Annotated in this window: 15 protein-coding genes; 8 read left to right on the top strand and 7 right to left on the bottom strand. The window is 72.4% G+C overall.

Annotation, left to right across the window (positions count from 1 at the left end; translation table 11 throughout):
* The first annotated feature begins 186 nt into the window (after window positions 1–186).
* Window positions 187–939, top strand: coding sequence for a hypothetical protein (locus tag ACYP53_RS05045; RefSeq protein ID WP_459646722.1), 753 nt, complete (start codon window positions 187–189; stop codon window positions 937–939).
* Here ACYP53_RS05045 and trhA read toward each other — a convergent pair.
* Window positions 910–1,602: a PAQR family membrane homeostasis protein TrhA gene (gene trhA, locus ACYP53_RS05040; protein WP_229928504.1), complete on the bottom strand. Its 693-nt coding sequence runs from the start codon at window positions 1,600–1,602 to the stop codon at window positions 910–912. The genes ACYP53_RS05045 and trhA overlap by 30 nt on opposite strands.
* Window positions 1,603–1,886: 284 nt before the next feature.
* Between trhA and ACYP53_RS05035 the strand changes: the two genes are divergently transcribed.
* On the top strand, window positions 1,887–3,728 hold the full coding sequence (locus ACYP53_RS05035) for a phosphoenolpyruvate carboxykinase (GTP) (RefSeq protein WP_189915504.1): 1,842 nt from the start codon (window positions 1,887–1,889) through the stop codon (window positions 3,726–3,728).
* A 232-nt stretch (window positions 3,729–3,960) separates the two neighbouring features.
* On the opposite strand, the gene ACYP53_RS05030 is transcribed toward ACYP53_RS05035, so the two are convergent.
* The gene (locus ACYP53_RS05030) at window positions 3,961–4,524 is read right to left on the bottom strand and encodes an RICIN domain-containing protein (protein WP_459646721.1); all 564 of its coding nucleotides are present in this window, start codon (window positions 4,522–4,524) and stop codon (window positions 3,961–3,963) included.
* A 183-nt stretch (window positions 4,525–4,707) separates the two neighbouring features.
* On the bottom strand, window positions 4,708–5,922 hold the full coding sequence (locus ACYP53_RS05025) for a pyridoxal phosphate-dependent aminotransferase (RefSeq protein WP_459646720.1): 1,215 nt from the start codon (window positions 5,920–5,922) through the stop codon (window positions 4,708–4,710).
* A gap of 276 nt (window positions 5,923–6,198) precedes the next feature.
* Here ACYP53_RS05025 and ACYP53_RS05020 point away from each other — a divergent pair, with 276 nt between their 5' ends.
* Entirely contained in the window at window positions 6,199–6,939 is a 741-nt protein-coding gene (locus ACYP53_RS05020) for a prepilin peptidase (protein ID WP_459646719.1), read from the top strand.
* A gap of 172 nt (window positions 6,940–7,111) precedes the next feature.
* On the opposite strand, the gene ACYP53_RS05015 is transcribed toward ACYP53_RS05020, so the two are convergent.
* Window positions 7,112–8,719 carry a chitinase gene (locus ACYP53_RS05015; RefSeq protein WP_459646718.1) on the bottom strand — a complete coding sequence of 536 codons (1,608 nt, stop codon included), beginning with the start codon at window positions 8,717–8,719 and terminating at the stop codon, window positions 7,112–7,114.
* Between the two features lie 447 nt (window positions 8,720–9,166).
* On the opposite strand from ACYP53_RS05015, the gene ACYP53_RS05010 reads away from it, so the two are divergent.
* The 4 genes from ACYP53_RS05010 to ACYP53_RS04995 all read left to right on the top strand — a co-directional run bounded on the left by ACYP53_RS05010 (window position 9,167) and on the right by ACYP53_RS04995 (window position 14,972).
* The gene (locus tag ACYP53_RS05010) at window positions 9,167–9,961 is read left to right on the top strand and encodes an isoprenyl transferase (protein ID WP_189915514.1); all 795 of its coding nucleotides are present in this window, start codon (window positions 9,167–9,169) and stop codon (window positions 9,959–9,961) included.
* 365 nt (window positions 9,962–10,326) lie between these two features.
* Window positions 10,327–11,661: a PhoH family protein gene (locus ACYP53_RS05005; RefSeq protein WP_189915516.1), complete on the top strand. Its 1,335-nt coding sequence runs from the start codon at window positions 10,327–10,329 to the stop codon at window positions 11,659–11,661.
* Window positions 11,662–12,111: 450 nt separating this feature from the next.
* Window positions 12,112–12,849 (top strand): aggregation-promoting factor C-terminal-like domain-containing protein, encoded by a 738-nt coding sequence (locus tag ACYP53_RS05000; protein WP_459646717.1) that lies wholly within the window; start codon window positions 12,112–12,114, stop codon window positions 12,847–12,849.
* Between the two features lie 536 nt (window positions 12,850–13,385).
* On the top strand, window positions 13,386–14,972 hold the full coding sequence (locus ACYP53_RS04995) for an AI-2E family transporter (RefSeq protein ID WP_459646716.1): 1,587 nt from the start codon (window positions 13,386–13,388) through the stop codon (window positions 14,970–14,972).
* 83 nt (window positions 14,973–15,055) lie between these two features.
* On the opposite strand, the gene ACYP53_RS04990 is transcribed toward ACYP53_RS04995, so the two are convergent.
* The gene (locus ACYP53_RS04990; protein WP_189915527.1) at window positions 15,056–15,598 is read right to left on the bottom strand and encodes an alkyl hydroperoxide reductase; all 543 of its coding nucleotides are present in this window, start codon (window positions 15,596–15,598) and stop codon (window positions 15,056–15,058) included.
* A gap of 3 nt (window positions 15,599–15,601) precedes the next feature.
* Complete coding sequence (locus ACYP53_RS04985; RefSeq protein ID WP_189915529.1) at window positions 15,602–16,153, bottom strand: peroxiredoxin; 552 nt, start codon at window positions 16,151–16,153, stop codon at window positions 15,602–15,604.
* Window positions 16,154–16,345: 192 nt separating this feature from the next.
* On the opposite strand from ACYP53_RS04985, the gene ACYP53_RS04980 reads away from it, so the two are divergent.
* Window positions 16,346–17,299, top strand: a complete 954-nt coding sequence (locus ACYP53_RS04980) for a LysR substrate-binding domain-containing protein (RefSeq protein WP_459646715.1) — start codon at window positions 16,346–16,348, stop codon at window positions 17,297–17,299.
* Between the two features lie 64 nt (window positions 17,300–17,363).
* On the opposite strand, the gene ACYP53_RS04975 is transcribed toward ACYP53_RS04980, so the two are convergent.
* Window positions 17,364–17,987, bottom strand: a complete 624-nt coding sequence (locus ACYP53_RS04975) for a TetR/AcrR family transcriptional regulator (RefSeq protein WP_459646714.1) — start codon at window positions 17,985–17,987, stop codon at window positions 17,364–17,366.
* Window positions 17,988–18,058: the final 71 nt, after the last annotated feature.

Raw genomic sequence — 18,058 nt, 5'->3', positions numbered from 1 at the left:
CTGCTTCAGCACAAGGAATTGACGCAACGTTGATCTGTCGTTCGCCCCCCGAGGGCGGTTCGGAGTGACTGACGGTAGATACGATGTGGCAATCGGTCAGTGCTGGCCGACACGTGCCGAGAGCGGAGAAGGGGTGGGGCGGCAGGAGCCGACCACGAGCCCGGCACCGGGGAAAGGGGAGCCGAAGTGGCCGACACGGACGACAGGCGGGCGAGCGCCCAGGTGTGGGGCGCGGCGGCGGTGGTGGCCTCCGCGCTGGCCGTGGTCGCGGCCTATCTGATCAACGGCGCCCTGCTGGTCCTGGGGGTCGCCGGGGTCGAGACCGTGCTGCTCATGGTCTACGTCGGCCGCCGCTGGCGGGCCCTGCACGGCAGGCCGGCCCCGGTCCGGCACCGTCCGCGCCGCGGCGTCCCGGACGCCGCGCACTGCGAGCGCTGCCGCCGGGCCCGCGAGGCGCTGGACGCCCGGCAGGCCCGCGGCGGCTCCGCCTCCGTGGTGCGGCCGGCGCCGGCGGCGCTGCCCACGCCGTCGTCGCCCGCGGAACACGCGGCGCGGGCGGCGCGGGCGGCGCGGGCGGCGCGGGCCGAGCACCAGGGGCGTCGGGAGCACGAGGCCTACGACCGGTACGACGCGTACGAGGAGCGCGGGGGGCGCGCCGGGTACCGGGTCCACGAGGGGCACGGCGGGAGCGAGTCGCCCGAGGCGCTCGAGTCGCCCGAGGCGCTCGAGTCGCCCGAGGTGCCGGAAGGGCACCAGGACGCCGCCCCGCATTCGGAGCCGGGCGCGGCCGACCACGCTCCGTACGCGCGCCGCCCGCAGATCCGGGCCCCGTACGAGCGGCCCTGGACGGCGGAACGGGCGGCCGCCCGGTCCGTGGACCGTGCGACCGCCCGTCGTGGAGCGCCGGGTTCAGCCGGCCGTGCTGTACGCCACCAGTGAGACGCCGACGTACTGCACGATGAACGCCCCGAGGGTGAAGGCGTGGAACACCTCGTGGAAGCCGAACCAGCGCGGTGACGGATCGGGCCGCTTGAGCCCGTACACCACGCCGCCGATGCTGTAGAGCACTCCGCCGACGATCATCAGCACCAGTACGGCGACCCCGCCGGCGTGCAGGAAGTCCGGCAGGAAGAACGCGGCGGCCCAGCCCAGCGCGATGTACACCGGGGTGTACAGCCAGCGCGGCGCGCCGACCCAGAACACCCGGAACGCGATCCCGGCGAGCGCGCCGCCCCAGGCCACCCAGAGCAGCAGCTGCTGGCTCGCGCCCTTGAGCAGCAGGATCGTGAACGGCGTGTAGGTGCCCGCGATGATCAGGAAGATGTTCGCGTGGTCCAGCCGGCGCAGCACGGCGTCGCCGCGCGGGCCCCAGTCGAAGCGGTGGTACACCGCGCTGACCCCGAACAGCAGCCAGGCGGTGGCCGAGTAGATCGCGCACGCGATCTTGGCAGGTGTGGAGTCGGCCAGGCAGATCAGCACGATCCCGGCGGCCACCGTGGCCGGGAACATCCCGGCATGCAGCCAGCCGCGCCACTTCGGCTTGCTCTCCCTGTGCTCGGCAGGGCCCTCCGCGAGGCTCTCGGCGAGAGCGGCAGCAGTCATGGGCAGCATGCTACCGGCTACCTACGCATCCGTAGGTTACTCGCGCGTAGGAAGTGGCGATCATCACTCTTAGACGTTTTGGAGTATTTGGAGTGTGGCCCCGCCCACTCCGTCCCGGACGTGAGTGACCTGCTACTGGCCAGTAATCATACTTACTGTAGTAAAAGATGCGTCAATTTCGACGCTGGGGGGCGTTCCGGCCTTGGGCCCGGAGCTACGCTGCAAGCACCCTCAGACCCCCGCAACGCCGTCTCTTCGCCGAGATGGCGTGAAACGGAGCGATCGTGTCGTACGAGATCTCTGCTCTCAGCGCATCCGCGCCCACCCGCCACAAGCAGCTGCTCGCTTGGGTGAGCGAGATCGCCGAGCTCACCCAGCCGGACCGCATCGAGTGGTGCGACGGTTCCGACGAGGAGTACCACCGCCTCGCGGACCTGCTGGTGGATCAGGGCACCTTCAAGAAGCTCGACGAGGACAAGCGCCCCAACTCCTACTACGCCGCCTCGGACCCGACGGACGTGGCGCGCGTGGAGGACCGCACCTACATCTGCTCCGAGCAGGAGAAGGACGCCGGACCGACCAACAACTGGAAGGCCCCCGCCGAGATGCGCGAGGTCTTCCAGGGCGAGCAGGGGCTGTTCCGCGGCGCGATGAAGGGCCGCACGATGTACGTCGTGCCCTTCTCGATGGGCCCGGTCGGCTCCCCGCTGGCCGCGTACGGCGTCGAGATCACCGACTCCGCCTACGTCGCCGTCTCGATGCGCGTGATGACCCGGATGGGCCGCGCGGTGCTGGACCAGCTCGGCGAGGACGGCGACTTCGTCAAGGCCGTGCACACCGTCGGCGCCCCGCTCGCCGAGGGCGAGGCGGACGTGCCGTGGCCGTGCAGCACCACCAAGTACATCTCGCACTTCCCGGAGACCAAGGAGATCTGGTCCTTCGGCTCGGGCTACGGCGGCAACGCCCTGCTCGGCAAGAAGTGCTACGCGCTGCGCATCGCCTCGACCATGGCCCGCGACGAGGGCTGGCTGGCCGAGCACATGCTCATCCTGAAGCTCACCCCGCCGGCCGGCCCCACGGGCGAGGCGCAGCCCACGTACGTCGCGGCCGCCTTCCCCTCGGCCTGCGGCAAGACCAACCTGGCCATGCTCCAGCCGACCGTCCCGGGCTGGAAGGTCGAGACGATCGGTGACGACATCGCCTGGATGCGCTTCGGCGCCGACGGCCGTCTGTACGCCATCAACCCCGAGGCCGGCTTCTTCGGCGTCGCCCCCGGCACCGGCGTGGACACCAACGCCAACGCCATCGAGACCCTCTGGGGCAACACGGTCTTCACCAACGTCGCCCTCACCGACGACGGCGACGTGTGGTGGGAGGGCCTCACCGAGGAGCCCCCGGCGCACCTGACCGACTGGCGCGGCAACGACTGGACCCCCGAGTCCGGCACCCCGGCCGCCCACCCGAACGCCCGCTTCGCCGTCCCGGCCGCGCAGTGCCCGACCATCGCCCCCGAGTGGGAGGACCCGGCGGGCGTGCCGATCTCGGCGATCCTGTTCGGCGGCCGCCGCGCCACCGCCGTCCCGCTGGTGACCGAGTCCTTCGACTGGCAGCACGGCGTCTTCCTCGGCGCCAACATCGCCTCCGAGAAGACCGCCGCCGCCGAGGGCACCGTCGGCGAGCTGCGTCGCGACCCGTTCGCGATGCTGCCGTTCTGCGGCTACAACATGGGCGACTACTTCGCCCACTGGCTGAAGGTCGGCGCCCAGGCGGACGCCGCCAAGCTGCCGAAGATCTACTACGTCAACTGGTTCCGCAAGAACGCCGAGGGCAAGTTCGTCTGGCCCGGCTACGGCGAGAACAGCCGCGTGCTGAAGTGGATCGTCGAGCGCCTGGAGGGCACCGGCGAGGGCGTGGAGACCCCGATCGGCGTGCTGCCGACCGTCGAGGGCTTCGACCTCGGCGACCTGAAGCTGTCCCAGGAGGACCTCGACCTGCTCTTCACCGTGGACGCCGACATCTGGCGCCAGGAGGCCGCCCTCGTGCCGGCCCACCTGGAGACCTTCGGCGACCACACGCCGAAGGAGCTGTGGGACGAGTACCGGAGCCTGGTCGCGCGCCTCGGCTGAGCCTGAGCCTCAACCGAGCGAGAGGCGGGCGCGCGGCACGAACCGCGCACCCGCCGAGCGACAGGACGGCCGGAGTTCCGCCGGACGATCTTTCCCCGACCAAGGAGATCGTCCGGCCAGGGACTCCGGCCGTAGTGCTTTCCGGACCAGCCCGCCCGCGCGGACCTCGGCCGCGTCGGGCCGGGGCCGACCCGGCCGCGGCGGGTGTCCGCGACGGCCGGGCGGCGAGGGATCAGGTGCGCTTGATCGCGGTGATCCAGGCCTTGTTCCCGTCCTGGACGTAAGGGGCCTGGCTGCGCCACTGGCGAGCGGGGGCGCCGTTGTCGGTGCGCCAGTCGGCGATCTCCAGCTTGGCGGCCGAGTTGAGGTTCTGGAGGCCGAGCTCGTTCTGCGAGCCGATGGAGCCGGCGTAGTTCCAGTGCTGGTTCCAGCCGCCGTGGCAGTCCCACTGGCGGGCCGGGGCACCGTCGTCCTGCGACCAGTCGGCGATCTCCAGGCACTTGCCGGAGAAGCGGTTGACCAGGGCGTAGCCGCCCTCGAGCGGCACGAAGTCCCACATCTGGTTGGCGCCGCCGTGGCAGTCCCACTGGCGGGCGGGGGCGCCGTTGTCGGTGCGCCAGTCGGCGATCTCCAGGCACTTGCCGCTGTGGGCGTTCACCAGGGTGCTGGCCTTGGGGGCGATGAACCCACCGTTGAGGGCGCTGGCCGGGGTGGCCGGCAGGGCGGCGAGCAGGGCGACGGCCGTACCGGCGACGGCGGCGGCCGCCCGGGCACGGGAGAGTCTGGTGCGAGGCATGTGGAGCGGTCCGTTCCCTTGCGTGAGTGGGGCACGGAGGGCAGGAAGGGGCCGCCGGCGGCGCCCGGATCCGCGTCGGCCCGGACCGCCGTCACGACCTGGCCGGTCCGCCCCCCAGGGCTCGGACGTGGGGCGCCGAGCCACCGACGCGCGCGAATCCTACACGCGTTCGACGGCCGTCGATCACGGCTGTGCGTAGCCCGAGAGGAAGTCGCCGATACGGGTCACGGCGTCGGTGATCTCCTCGGCGCGGGGCAGGGTGACCAGCCGGAAGTGGTCCGGCTCGGGCCAGTTGAAGCCGGTGCCCTGGACCAGCAGGATGCGCTGGGAGCGCAGCAGGTCGAGCACCATCTGGGCGTCGTCCTTGATCTTGTGGACCTTCGGGTCCAGCCGCGGGAACGCGTACAGGGCGCCCTTGGGTTTGACGCAGCTGACGCCCGGGATCTGGTTCAGCAGCTCGTACGCGGCGTCGCGCGAGGCGAGCAGCCGGCCGCCCGGGAGCACCAGGTCGCGGATCGACTGCCGGCCGCCGAGCGCGGCGGCCACCGCGTGCTGGGCGGGCATGTTGGCGCACAGCCGCATCGAGGCGAGCACGGTGAGGCCCTCGATGTAGCTGTGGGCCCGGCTCCGGTCGCCGGACAGCACCATCCAGCCGGAGCGGAAGCCCGCGACGCGGTACGCCTTGGAGAGGCCGTTGAAGGTGACGCAGAAGAGGTCCGGGGCCAGGGTGGCCAGCGGGACGTGCTCGGCGTCGTCGTAGAGGATCTTGTCGTAGATCTCGTCCGCGTAGACCACCAGGTCGTGCCGGCGGGCGATCTCCGCGATCCCCTCCAGCACCGCGCGCGGGTAGACCGCACCGGTCGGGTTGTTCGGGTTGATCACCACGATGGCCCTGGTCCGGTCGGTGACCTTGGCCTCGATGTCGGCGAGGTCCGGGTACCACTCGGACTGCTCGTCGCAGCGGTAGTGCACCGCGGTGCCGCCGGCCAGCGAGACCGAGGCGGTCCACAGCGGGTAGTCCGGCGCCGGGACGAGCACCTCGTCGCCGTCGTCCAGCAGCGCGGTCATCGCGAGCTGGATCAGCTCGGAGACGCCGTTGCCCAGGAAGACGTCGTCGACGGAGAGGCCGTGCAGCCCGCGGTCCTCGTAGTGCATGACCACCGCGCGGCGGGCGGAGAGCAGGCCCTTGGAGTCGCCGTACCCGTGCGCGGTGGAGAGGTTGCGCAGGATGTCCTGGAGGATCTCCGGCGGCGCCTCGAAGCCGAAGGTGGCCGGGTTGCCGGTGTTGAGCTTGAGGATGCGGTGGCCCTGTTCCTCCAGCCGCATCGCCTCGTCGAGCACCGGGCCACGGATGTCGTAGCAGACATTGGCGAGCTTGCTGGACTGGATGACCTGCATGTCTGACTACTTTAGGGGTACGGACGACCGCTGCGGCGGCTCTCCGGGAAGGTGATCCGAGGGGGTCCGAGGGGCCTCCTTGGATCGGCAGGCGGGGGCGTCGGCGGGCCTTCCAAAGGGTGCGTGCGGTGTCCGGAATGCTCCCGTACGCGAGGAACGCGGGCCGGTCGCGGCCCGGAACGAGACGGACGGCACACCGAGCGGCGCATTGCCCCGCGCTCGGACGACGCCTCCGGGAGCGGACGGCACACCGCCCGGCGCGGGAGGATGTGGCCGGTGCTCGATCGAGGAGGGGGTGCGCCGGTGGTACCGGTCGTGGTCGCGGCGGTGCTGGTCGGTCTCCTGGCGGCCGTGCCGCTGCGCGGGCTGGTCGCCAGGTTCGCCGTGCCGGAGGGCGAACCGTGGTGCGAGACCTGCCCGTCGTGCGGGCGCGGGGTGCTTCTGCTGCCGCCGACCGGGCGCTGCCCGGGCTGCCGGGAGCGGCTGGGCGTGGGCCCGTGGACGGTGGAGCCGGTCGCGGCGGCCGTCGCCGTCGCCGTGGCGTACGCGGCGGACGGGCCGGTCGCCGCGGCGCTGGCCTGGGCGGCCGCGCTCGGGGTGGCGCTCGGCTTCGTCGACGCCCGGGTGCGCCGGCTGCCGTACCGGCTGACCGTGCCGCTGCTCGGCGGGGTGGCCGTGCTGCTGTCGGTGGCCGCGGTCACCGAGGGGCGCCCCGGGGTGCTGCCGCGCTGCCTGCTGGTGGCGATCGCGGTCGGGGCGGTGCTCGAACTGGCCGTCTGGGCCCGGGCGTTGGGGCCCGGCGACTCCCCGCTCGGGTTCGCGCTGGGCGGGCTCCTCGGCTGGTACGGCTGGTCGGTGGCGCTCGGCGGGCTGTTCGCGGCGGTGGTGCTGGCCGGCGTCTGGGCGGTGCTGCGGGCCGCCGCCGCGCTGGTCCGTCGGCGCCCGGTGCGCGGACTCGACGTCCCGGTGGGCCCGTTCCTGCTGCTCGGGGCGCTCACCGCGGTGCTGGCCGGATAGCCCGCGCCCCGCGGCCCGCGGCCCACGGCGGTCGGCGGTCGGAGGGGACGGACGCGGAAGGGCCCGCCGTACCGGTCCGGTACGGCGGGCCCCGCCGCCGGCGCGCGGGCCCCACCCTCAAGGAGCGGCGCGCCGGGGGAGGTGAGTCCGAGAGGCGTGTCGTGCGGGGCGACTACGGCATCTTGTGGACGAACGGGCCGACCGCGTTGGAGAACGCGTTGCCGTTGTTGGCGTCCCAGTTGGTGGACCAGGTCATCGCGCCGCGGATGGTGGGCCACTTGGCCGGCGGCACGAAGCTCCCGCAGTTGTTGCCGGTGGCCAGGCAGTCCAGCGCGTTGTTCACCACGGCCGGCGGGACGTAGCCGCCGCCCGCCGCCCGGCTGGAGGCCGGGACGCCGATGCCGACCTGGTCCGGCCGCAGGCCGCCCTGGATCTGGGTGCAGACCTGCGAGGTGATGAAGTCGATGGTGCCCTGGTTGTAGACCTTGCCGTCGCAGCCGTTCATGCCGCCCGAGTTGTAGAACTGGGTGTTGACGACGGTGAGGATGTCCTTGGTCCTCAGCGCCAGCTGGAAGTAGGCGCCGGAGGTGTCGTACATCCCGATGGTCTCGGGCGCCATGGTCAGGACGAAGCCGGAGCCGGCCTTGGCCTGCAGGGCGTGCAGCGCGTCGCCGAGCGGACCGGCCTGGACGCCGTTCTCCAGGTCGACGTCGATGCCGTCGAAGCCGTAGTCCTTGATGATCGCGTAGGCGCTGTCGGCGAAGTTGGCGCCGGCGGTGGCGTCCCCGACGGTGATCGCGCCGTTCTGGCCGCCGATGGAGAGGACGACCTTCTTGCCCGCCGCCTGCTTGGCCTTGACGTCGGCGCGGAACTGGGCGTCGGTGTAGCCGCCGAGCGCCTTGGACAGGCCCGGGTCCAGGGTGAAGCTGATCGCGCCGGCCCGGGTCGGCACGGCGTCGGCGAAGGAGACCGCGATGATGTCGTACGCGCTCTGGACGTCGCTCAGGCGCTGCGGGGTCGAGTTGTTGTCGAAGTTCTGCCAGTAGCCGGTGACCGCGTGCGCCGGCAGGCCGGTGGCCGGCGGAGTGGTGCCGGTCGGGGTGGCGGTGGGCGTTCCCGTAGGAGTGACCGTGGGGGTCGGCGTCGCGGTCGGGGTCGCCGTCCTGGTGGGCGTGGCGGTGGCCGTCGCGGTCGGCGTGGGAGTGGGAGTGGACGTGGGGGTGGCGGTCGGCGAGGGGGTGCCGGTGCCGCCGGGGCCGATCAGCGCGACGTCGTCGGCGAGGTAGGCGCTCTGGCCGTACCAGCCGTGCAGGTAGAGGGTGACGCTGGTGGCGTTCGCCCCGGTGGTGAAGGTGGTGGACAGCTGGTTCCAGCTGTTCTGGTTCGACCAGGTCGACGGGTCGGTGCCGCCGGCGCCGCGCGCGCCGAGGTAGACGTACGGGCCCTGGACCCATGCGCTCAGCGTGTAGCTGGTGTTGGGCAGCACGCTGACGGTCTGGGTGCACTCGGCGGTGTCGCCGGCGCCCGGGGTGGCCTGCAGGGCGCCGGTGCCGGAGTGGACCGGCGAGGAGACGGCGGTCGCGGCGCCGGCGCAGCTCCAGCCGGCCAGCCCGCCGTCGAAGCCGCCGTTGGTGACGAGGTTGCCGACCGCGGCGCTGGCGCCGCCGGCGAACAGGGCCAGCCCGCCGCCGGCCAGGGCGAGGGCGGTGGCGCCGGCCGCGACGGCCGGGAGGGGGCTGCGCCGCCGCTTGTGCGAGGGCTGGTTCAGCGTACGGGCCATGGGGCGACGCTCCTGGGGGAGGAGCGGCCGCCGCGGTGGGGGGCGCGGCGGCCGCGTGTGGGGGAGGGCATTGCGTCAAGGACGAGCCGGTTCGGGACTGATCGGGGACCGGTTCGGGACCGGTGAGCGGATCGTTCCGTCCCGGATCAAAAGCTGGACTAGACCATTGCGGGTCGTCAAGCATCGGAACGTCGGCTTACGGTTCCGTTAAGGATTCGGAGACCGTTCCGTGTCCGCACCGCCGGGACCCCCGCGCGGCCCCTTCCCGACGCCCCCGCGGCCTCCGGAGGACCGCCTCGCGACCCCCGGCACGCCCCTCGCGACAGACTTCGCACAGGACCGTGACCAGACCGCTACCTGCGGCTTTACCGTGCACCTGCGTGCGGGAGTAGGCTGCGCCGGGGCGTTGACGCACCAGCTGAACGAGCACGGAGGGGTCCGGGAACCATGGGTCTGCGCGATGTCGTGGAACGGACGCCGGGGCTGCGCACCCTGCTCGGCGGGATGTACGGGCTCTACGGCCGCCGGGTCGAGGTCCACCTCGCGCGCACTCCGCACCACATCGGCGTGATCCTGGACGGCAACCGCCGCTGGGCCAAGGCCACCGGCGGGTCCACCGCGTACGGACACCAGCGCGGCGCCGACAAGATCACCGAGTTCCTCGGCTGGTGCGACGAGACCCACGTCAAGGTCGTCACCCTCTGGATGCTCTCCACCGACAACCTGGACCGCCCGGCCGACGAGCTGGTCCCGCTGCTCGGCATCATCGAGGACGCCGTCACCGGCCTGGCCGCCGCCCGCCGCTGGCGGGTCCACCCGGTCGGCGCGCTGGACCTGCTCCCGCAGCACACCGCCGACGTGCTCAAGCGCGCCGCGGACGAGACCGCCGACATCGACGGCATCACGGTCAACGTCGCGGTCGGCTACGGCGGCCGGCACGAGATCGCCGACGCCGTCCGCTCGCTGCTCCAGGAGCAGGCCGGGCGCGGCACCTCGATCGAGGAACTGGCCGAGGTCCTGACCGTCGAGCACATCTCCGAGCACCTCTACACCCGCAACCAGCCCGACCCGGACCTGATCATCCGCACCTCGGGCGAGCAGCGGCTGTCCGGCTTCCTGCTCTGGCAGAGCGCGCACAGCGAGTTCTACTTCTGCGAGGCGTACTGGCCGGCCTTCCGCAAGGTCGACTTCCTGCGCGCCCTGCGCGCGTTCGAGCAGCGCCACCGGCGGATGGGCCTCTAACCCCACGTCGGACCCACGTCGGTCCCGCAGGTCCCACGGCAGTCCCACAGCGGTCCCACGGCAGTCCCACAGCGGTCCTACGCCGGACCCGGGTCGGTCCTGCCCCGGGCCCACCCGTCCCGCGTCGGAGGCCCCGAGGCCGGGACCCCGGCCCCGGCCTCGGGGCGAAATGACCGCCGTAGGCCTGGCCTACCCGGCTCCGGGCCGAGGCCAAACGTTCACCGACAATGATCCGTCAGTTCTCCGGGGGCGCGAATGCACCGCCCCCCGCCTGGGAATACTCCAGTCAGTCCGGTCCCGAGGCCACCGGGGCAGCGGGGCCGGCTTGCCGCGGATGACGCAGGGTCATCCGCTCTGGAGGCCTAGTGGTCAGTTCCAAGAGCCGCCGGACACCAGACCGGCGCACGTACGTTCTCGACACCAGCGTGCTCCTGGCGGACCCGCTCGCCATGACCCGCTTCGAGGAGCACGAGGTCGTCCTCCCCGTGGTGGTCGTCACCGAGCTGGAAGCCAAGCGGCACCATCCGGAGCTGGGCTACTTCGCCCGCCAGGCGCTGCGGCTGCTCGACGACTACCGGATCCGCCACGGCCGGCTCGACGAGCCGATCCCGGTGGGGGAGCTCGGGGGCACCATCCGGGTCGAGCTCAACCACTCCGACACGTCGATACTGCCGGCGGGCTACCGCGCAGGCGGCGGCGAGGCGGACACCCGGATCCTGGCGGTCGCCCGCAACCTGCAGGCCGAGGGCTACGACGTCACCGTCGTCTCCAAGGACCTGCCGCTGCGGATCAAGGCCAGCTCGGTCGGTCTGCTCGCCGAGGAGTACCGGGCCGAGCTGGCGATCACCTCCGGCTGGACGGGCATGTCCGAACTGCACGTCCCGGCCGACCAGGTGGACGCGCTGTTCTCGGCCGGGCACGAGGCCGGGGTGGACGTCGACGGCGCCGACGAGCTCCCGGTCCACACCGGGCTGGTGCTCACCTCGGAGCGCGGCCGCGCGCTCGGCCGGGTCACCGGCGACGGCCGGGTCCGGCTGGTGCGCGGGGAGCGCGAGGCGTTCGGGCTGCGCGGGCGCAGCGCCGAGCAGCGGGTGGCGCTGGACCTGCTGCTGGACCCGGACATCGGCATCGTGTCGATGGGCGGCCGGGCCGGCACCGGCAAGTCGGCGCTGGCGCTGTGCGCGGGTCTGGAGGCGGTGCTGGAGCGGAGGCAGCACCGCAAGGTGATGGTCTTCCGGCCGCTGTACGCGGTCGGCGGCCAGGAGCTCGGCTACCTGCCGGGCTCCGAGGCGGAGAAGATGGGCCCCTGGGCGCAGGCGGTCTTCGACACCCTCTCCGCCGTCACCACGCCGGACGTGATCGAGGAGGTCATCTCCCGCGGGATGCTGGAGGTGCTGCCGCTGACCCACATCCGGGGGCGCTCGCTGCACGACGCCTTCGTGATCGTGGACGAGGCGCAGTCGCTGGAGCGCAACGTCCTGCTGACGGTGCTGTCCCGGATCGGCCAGGGCTCGCGGGTGGTGCTCACCCACGACGTGGCGCAGCGGGACAACCTCCGGGTGGGCCGGTACGACGGGGTGGTGGCCGTGGTGGAGAAGCTGAAGGGCCACCCGCTCTTCGCCCACATCACGCTCACGCGCTCGGAGCGTTCGCCGATCGCGGCGCTGGTCACGGAGATGCTGGAGGACATCCACCCGTGATCCGTCCCTGATCGGGACATAGTCGGACAATACGGTCAACTGGTGCCCCGGGGCCCGCTCCTGACGGAGCGGGCCCCATCCGTTTCATCACATCGAGTGGCTTTCCGTCCGGGGAACTCCCGGGCGGTGAATGTGACATGCGCCACGCGGGCGGGAATTGCGTCGACAGCGCCCGGTGCGGCATGGTGAGGGTTCTGTCAGGCCCCGCGTACGGCGCGGCAGGGCTTCCGGACTCCGGAAGTCAGGCCCGGAAGGTCCGCCAACTCCGGTCGGTGGACGCACAATTGAAAACCGATGAGCCGTACGCCGCCCGATTCCAACGCCCGGTCGCCTCACCTCGGCCGGACGCCGGGCCAGCACCTCCCGTGACCAGAGCACTGTGGGAGGTCCGTGCCAAGGGGCATGTAACGCCCGTACGGTCACGCGTGGGCGATGCTGGAAGGAATCCATGTGACTCGGATCTCGGTCCGGGGAGTTGCTGTGGCCTCCGCCACCGCCGTCACCGCAGTCGGTGCCGTCGTGGGCATGGCCTCGGGCAGCGAGGGCAAGACCACGCAGACGGTCGATGTCGCCGCCGGCGCGACCCTGCTTGCCGAAGTCCCCTCTGGCGCCCAGGCGCAGACCATCAGTGACAACATCGGCCAGCAGGCATCCGCCCAGCAGGCCTCCGCCGACGCCGCCGCCAAGGCCGCCGCGGAGCAGAAGGCCGCCGAGGAGGCCGCGCGCCAGAAGGCCGCCGCGGACGCCCAGGCGAAGGCCGATGCCCAGGCCAAGGCCGACGCGGAGAAGGCTGCCAAGGCTGCCGACGACCAGCGCAAGGCCGAGGCCGCCAACCGGTCGAAGGCCCGTTCGGCGATGACCGCCGTCGACGACAGCGCGCCCCCCGTCTCGGTCAGTCCCGGCTCCGTCCAGGACATGGCGCGGCAGATCGTCGGCAACGACGCCCAGTTCCAGTGCTTCAGCCAGATCGTGAAGCGCGAGAGCGGCTGGGACTACACCGCGACGAACAAGAGCTCCGGCGCGTACGGCCTGGTCCAGGCGCTCCCGGGCACCAAGATGGCCTCGGCCGGTGCCGACTGGCGCACCAACCCGGCCACCCAGATCAAGTGGGGCCTCAGCTACATGAACAGCCGCTACGGCAGCCCCTGTGGCGCCTGGTCGTTCTGGCAGGCCCACAACTGGTACTAGGAGCGACCGCCGCCACGGCGGCGTGACTCCGGACGGCCCCCGGCCGCTCGCCCTCGCGGGGCGGGTGACCGGGGGCCGTCGTCATTTCCCGCCTCTCCCGCATCTCCCGCCCGGGCCCGAGCATTTCCCGCCCGGGCCCCGGCCGTCCGTGGGGCCGGTCCGGCGAAGGCGAACCGCGCCGCCCGGGCCGCGCTGACCAGTGCGCGCTCGGGCGGTGCGGTTCTGGTGCGGACGCGGGGACGGGAAGGGGTCCTGGATGCTTCCCGCACCGGCCGGTCCGCCGGCGGTTGGCTCCCGAGGCGTCCGGAGACGAAGCCTCCGGGCTCTCGTCCCGACTCCTCCCCAGGAAATCGCGCCCGAAACCACCCGGAACAGGGTGATTTGCCCGTGTTCTCGCGGCAGGACGCTCGAATCGAACCCACCGGCGACCGGACTCGCCGCGCCCCCGCCGGGTAGCGTCATCCCTGACGGCCGCGGTGTGACCCGCGGCGTACCGCCGGGCACGGCGGGCGGGCAGGGGAGCGGTGGTAGCGAGGATGGCGCGGGGCGGAAAGGCCTTCAAGGCCGTGGCCAAGGGGATGGCCGTGGTGGCGAGCGCGGCCGCCGTGATCGAACGGCGCCGACGCGCCGCGATGGCGGCCGACCCGCACGAACTCGCCGTCCCCGCACTGGCCGACGGGCACCCGCTGGCCCACGAACAGGCAGTGGCCGAGGGGCGCGTACCGGCGGTCGTCGAGACGCCCGGCCCGGCACCGGCGCCCTTGACCGAACCCGCTCCGGCAGCCGCGGTGCCGACGGGCCCGGCGGTCGCCGGGGTGCCCGCGCCCGCCGCCGCGGCCCCGGTCGCGCCCACCGCGCACGCGGGCCTCGGACGGGAGTACCACCCCGGCCGGCCCGCCACCCCCGCCGAGGCGCTGCCGTGGGGGCTGCGGGTCGCCGCCGAGTCGACCTGGCGGCTGCTGCTGCTCGGCGCCGCGCTCTACGTCGTCTTCTACGTGGTCGACATGCTGCGGCTGGTCGCCTTCTCGGTGCTGGCCTCGCTGCTGATCGCCGCTCTGCTGGAACCCTCGGTGTCCTGGCTGCGCCGGCGCCGGGCGCCGCGCTCACTGGCGGCGGGCGTGGTGTTCCTGAGCGGCCTGGCCGGGATCGGGCTGGTCGGCTGGTTCGTGGTCTGGCAGGTGAGCACCAACCTGCCGGACGTCACCGCCCAGGTCAAGGACGGTGTCAACCAGCTGCGGGACTGGCTGATCACCGGGCCGCTGCACCTGACCCAGCAGCAGATCAAGGACTTCGCCGACCAGATCACCAAGGCGATCACCACCAACACCGATCAGCTCACCTCGGCCTCGATCACCGGCGCGCAGATCGCCGTCGAGGTGCTGACCGCGCTGCTGATGACCTTCTTCACCACCTTCTTCCTGCTCTACGACGGCGAGCGGATCTGGAACTGGGCGCTGCGCGGCCTGCCCCGGCAGTCCCGGTTCGCGATGGCCGGCGCCGGCCCGAAGGCCTGGGCGACGCTCACCGCGTACGTGCGCGGCACCGTGTGCGTGGCGTTCATCGACGCGGTCTGCATCGGGATCGGTATCGACCTGCTGGGCGTGCCGCTGGCGATGCCGCTGGCCGTGATCATCTTCCTGGGGGCCTTCGTCCCGCTGGTCGGCGCGCTGGTCACCGGCACTGTCGCGGTGCTGATCGCCCTGGTCACCCAGGGACCGTGGACGGCGCTGATGGTGCTGGTGGTGCTGATCGCGGTGATGCAGGTCGAGAGCCACATCCTGCAGCCGCTGATCCTCGGCCGGGCCGTCCGGGTGCACCCGCTGGGCGTGGTCCTCGGCGTCGCGGCCGGCGGCATCATCGGCGGTATCGGTGGCGCGGTCGTGGCCGTTCCGCTGATCGCCGTCACCAACACCGTGATCACCCACCTGCGCCGCCGCAACGAGGCCGGGCAGGCCGTCTTCACCGCGCTCGAAGCCGCCCGCGAGGCCGCCGAACGCACCGCCGCCGGACGGCCGGGCGCGGCTGCGACGGCGTCGGCGCCCGCGAACGCGACCACGTCCACGAACGCGACCACGTCCACGACCCCGCTCACGAAGCCGGCCGCCCAGCCGGTCACGGACTGACCGGAAACGACGACGGCCGGAAACGACGACGGGCCCCTCGCGGACGTGATGTCCGGGAGGGGCCCGTCGGGTGCCGGGTGGGGTCAGGCGGTGACGCCGACCAGGGCGGCCTCGGCGTCGAGGACGCCGGCCACGGCCTGCAGGACGGCGGCGATCTTCATCGACGCCTGGATGACCTCACGGTCGACGCCGGCCTTGCGCAGCACGGCCTCGTGCGAGTCGAGGCACTGGCCGCAGCCGTTGATGGCGGAGACCGCGAAGCACCAGAGCTCGAAGTCGATCTTCTCGACGCCCGGGGTGCCGATGATGTTCATCCGCAGACCGGCCCGCATCGTGCTGTACTCCTTGTCGGAGAGCAGGTGCAGCGTCCGGTAGTAGACGTTGTTCATCCCCATGATCGCGGCCGCGCCCTTGGCGGCGGTGTACGCCTCCGGGGAGAGGTTGGCCTTGGCCTCGGGCTCCAGCTCGCGCAGCAGGCCGGGGCTGCGGGTGGCCATCGCGCAGGAGAGCACGGTGCCCCAGAGCTGCTGGGCGGGGAGGTCGGAGTTGCCGATGACCGAGCCCAGGTTGAGCTTGAGGTCCTTGGCGTAGTCCGGGAGGGCGGCCTTCAGGTCGTCGAGGGCCATGGGTCAGCCCGCCAGCAGGGCCTGGGCGTCGAGGGTGTCCTCGCCCTTGGTCCAGTTGCACGGGCACAGCTCGTCGGTCTGCAGGGCGTCCAGCACCCGCAGGACCTCCTTGGGGTTACGGCCGACGGAGCCGGCGGTCACCATGACGAACTGGATCTCGTTGTTCGGGTCGACGATGAAGACGGCGCGCTGGGCGGTGCCGTCCTCGGCCTCGACGCCGCAGGCGCGCATCAGGTCGTGCTTGACGTCGGCCAGCATCGGGAAGGGCAGGTCGCGCAGGTCCTTGTGGTCCTTGCGCCAGGCGTGGTGCACGAACTCGGAGTCGCCGGAGACGCCGAGGATCTGGGCGTCGCGGTCGGCGAACTCGTCGTTCAGCTTGCCGAACGCGGCGATCTCGGTCGGGCAGACGAAGGTGAAGTCCATCGGCCAGAAGAAGACGACCTTCCACTTGCCCTCGTAGGACTTGTGGTTGATGTCAGCGAAGGCGCTCGCGGCCTCCAGGTCGACACAGGCCTTGAGGTCGAACTCGGGGAACTTGTCACCGATCGTGAGCACGTTCGCTTCTCCTGAAATGAGGTGTGGGGAGCGTTTGTCCGGAATCCGGACACGCATCACGATTCCACATCGTGGACTGATCGGGGAAATAGCTAGACTTGATGTGTCTGATCGGAGATTGCTATCAGTACCGAATCCCCCACGTCGCGGCCGGGCTCCCGCCGGACGGCCGCCGCCAAGGCCGGCGCGACTGTGGCGAGCGCCACAGCCCGCGCCCCCCGCACCCCGACCGTCGCCCAGCTGAGGGCCTTCGTCGCGGTGGCCGAGCACCGGCACTTCCGGGAGGCCGCCGCCGCCACCGGGACCAGCCAGCCCGCGCTGTCCGGGGCCGTCGCGGCGCTGGAGGAGTCGCTGGGCGCGCAGCTGGTCGAGCGTACGACGCGCAAGGTGATTGTCACCCAGCTGGGGGAGCGGGTGCACCAGCACGCCCGGCGGGTGCTCGCCTCGCTGCAGGCCCTCACCGAGGAGGTCGAGGCCGCCCGCCGGCCGTTCACCGGGCCGCTGCACCTGGGCGTCATCCCGACCGTCGCGCCCTACCTGCTGCCCGATGTGCTGCGGCTGGTCCGTGACGGCTTCCCGGAGCTGGAGCTGCACGTCCACGAGGAGCGCACCCCCTCGCTGCTGGAGGGCCTGGCTGCCGGGCGCCTGGACGTCCTGCTGCTCGCGCTCCCGGCCGGCGGGACCTCGCCGACCCTGGACATCCCGCTGTTCGACGAGGACTTCGTCCTGGTCACCCCGCCCGGCCACCCGCTGGCCGGCCGGATCGACGTCCCGCGCGACGTGTTGCTCGACCTCGACGTGCTGCTGCTGGAGGAGGGCCACTGCCTGCGGGACCAGGCGCTGGACATCTGCCGCGAGGTGGGCGTCGACCCGGCGGGCTCGACCACCAAGGCGGCCGGCCTGTCCACCCTCGTCCAACTGGTCGCCGGCGGCCTCGGGGTGACCCTGCTGCCCGCCACCGCGCTGGACGTCGAGGCCGGACGCACCGACCGGCTGGCCGCCGTCCGCTTCGCCGCCCCCGCGCCGGGCCGCCGGATCGGGCTGGCCGTCCGCCCGGGCTCGGCCCGCGGCGCCGAGTACGAGCGCTTCGCGGCCGCGCTGCGCGAGGTGCTGGCCGAACTGCCGGTGCGGATCGTCGAGCCGTAGGGACCGCCTGGCGGCTCTCCGGGTGGAACGGCTCCGCTGGACGTCGGCGGGTGGAACGGCTCCGCTAGACGTCGGCGGGCGCGGCCAGGCAGAGCCCGACGGTGGTCGCCACCAGCACGTCCAGGGCCCGCAGGGTGTCCGGGCCGGGCCGCTCGCCGGGGGCGCGCAGCGACAGGTAACGGTCGGTCAGGCCGTTGAAGCCGCTCAGGAAGTGGACGGCGATCTCCTCGGCGGGCACGGCGAGCCGGAGGTCGTGCACCCGGGCGAGCGCGGTGATCATCTCGGCCGCGGTGCCCTCGGTCTCGTACTGCAGGGCGCGCATGATCTCCTGCAGGTCGGGGTCGCGCATCGCCAGCGCCGCGAACTCGGTCAGCAGCATGCAGCGCCCGTCCTCGCCGGTGGAGCTCTCCCAGAGGGCGTGGACCAGCGTCCTGACCTGCTCGCCGAACGGGCCGTCGCCGGGGGAGACGGCGCGCACGGAGCCGATGAACTCGGCGGTCAGCTGCTCGATGACGGCCCGGTAGAGGTCCTTCTTGGTGCCGAAGGTGTAGTGCACCGTCGCCTGTGCCACGCCCAGCTCGGCCGCGATCGCCCGGGTGCTGCCGGCGGCGACCCCCTCCCGGGCCATCAGGTCGATGGCGGCCTGGACCAGCTGCGGGCGGCGTTCGGAGGCGGGGACATGAGCCATCCCGCCAGGGTATCGCCACGGTCGGGCAACTGTGTCGAACGATTCCGTCGATCGCCCCTGTCACACGCACA

This window comes from Kitasatospora sp. Ki12 (assembly GCF_054601375.1).
Note: the sequence above shows the minus strand (reverse complement) of the source record. Positions and strands in the feature narration are given on the sequence as shown.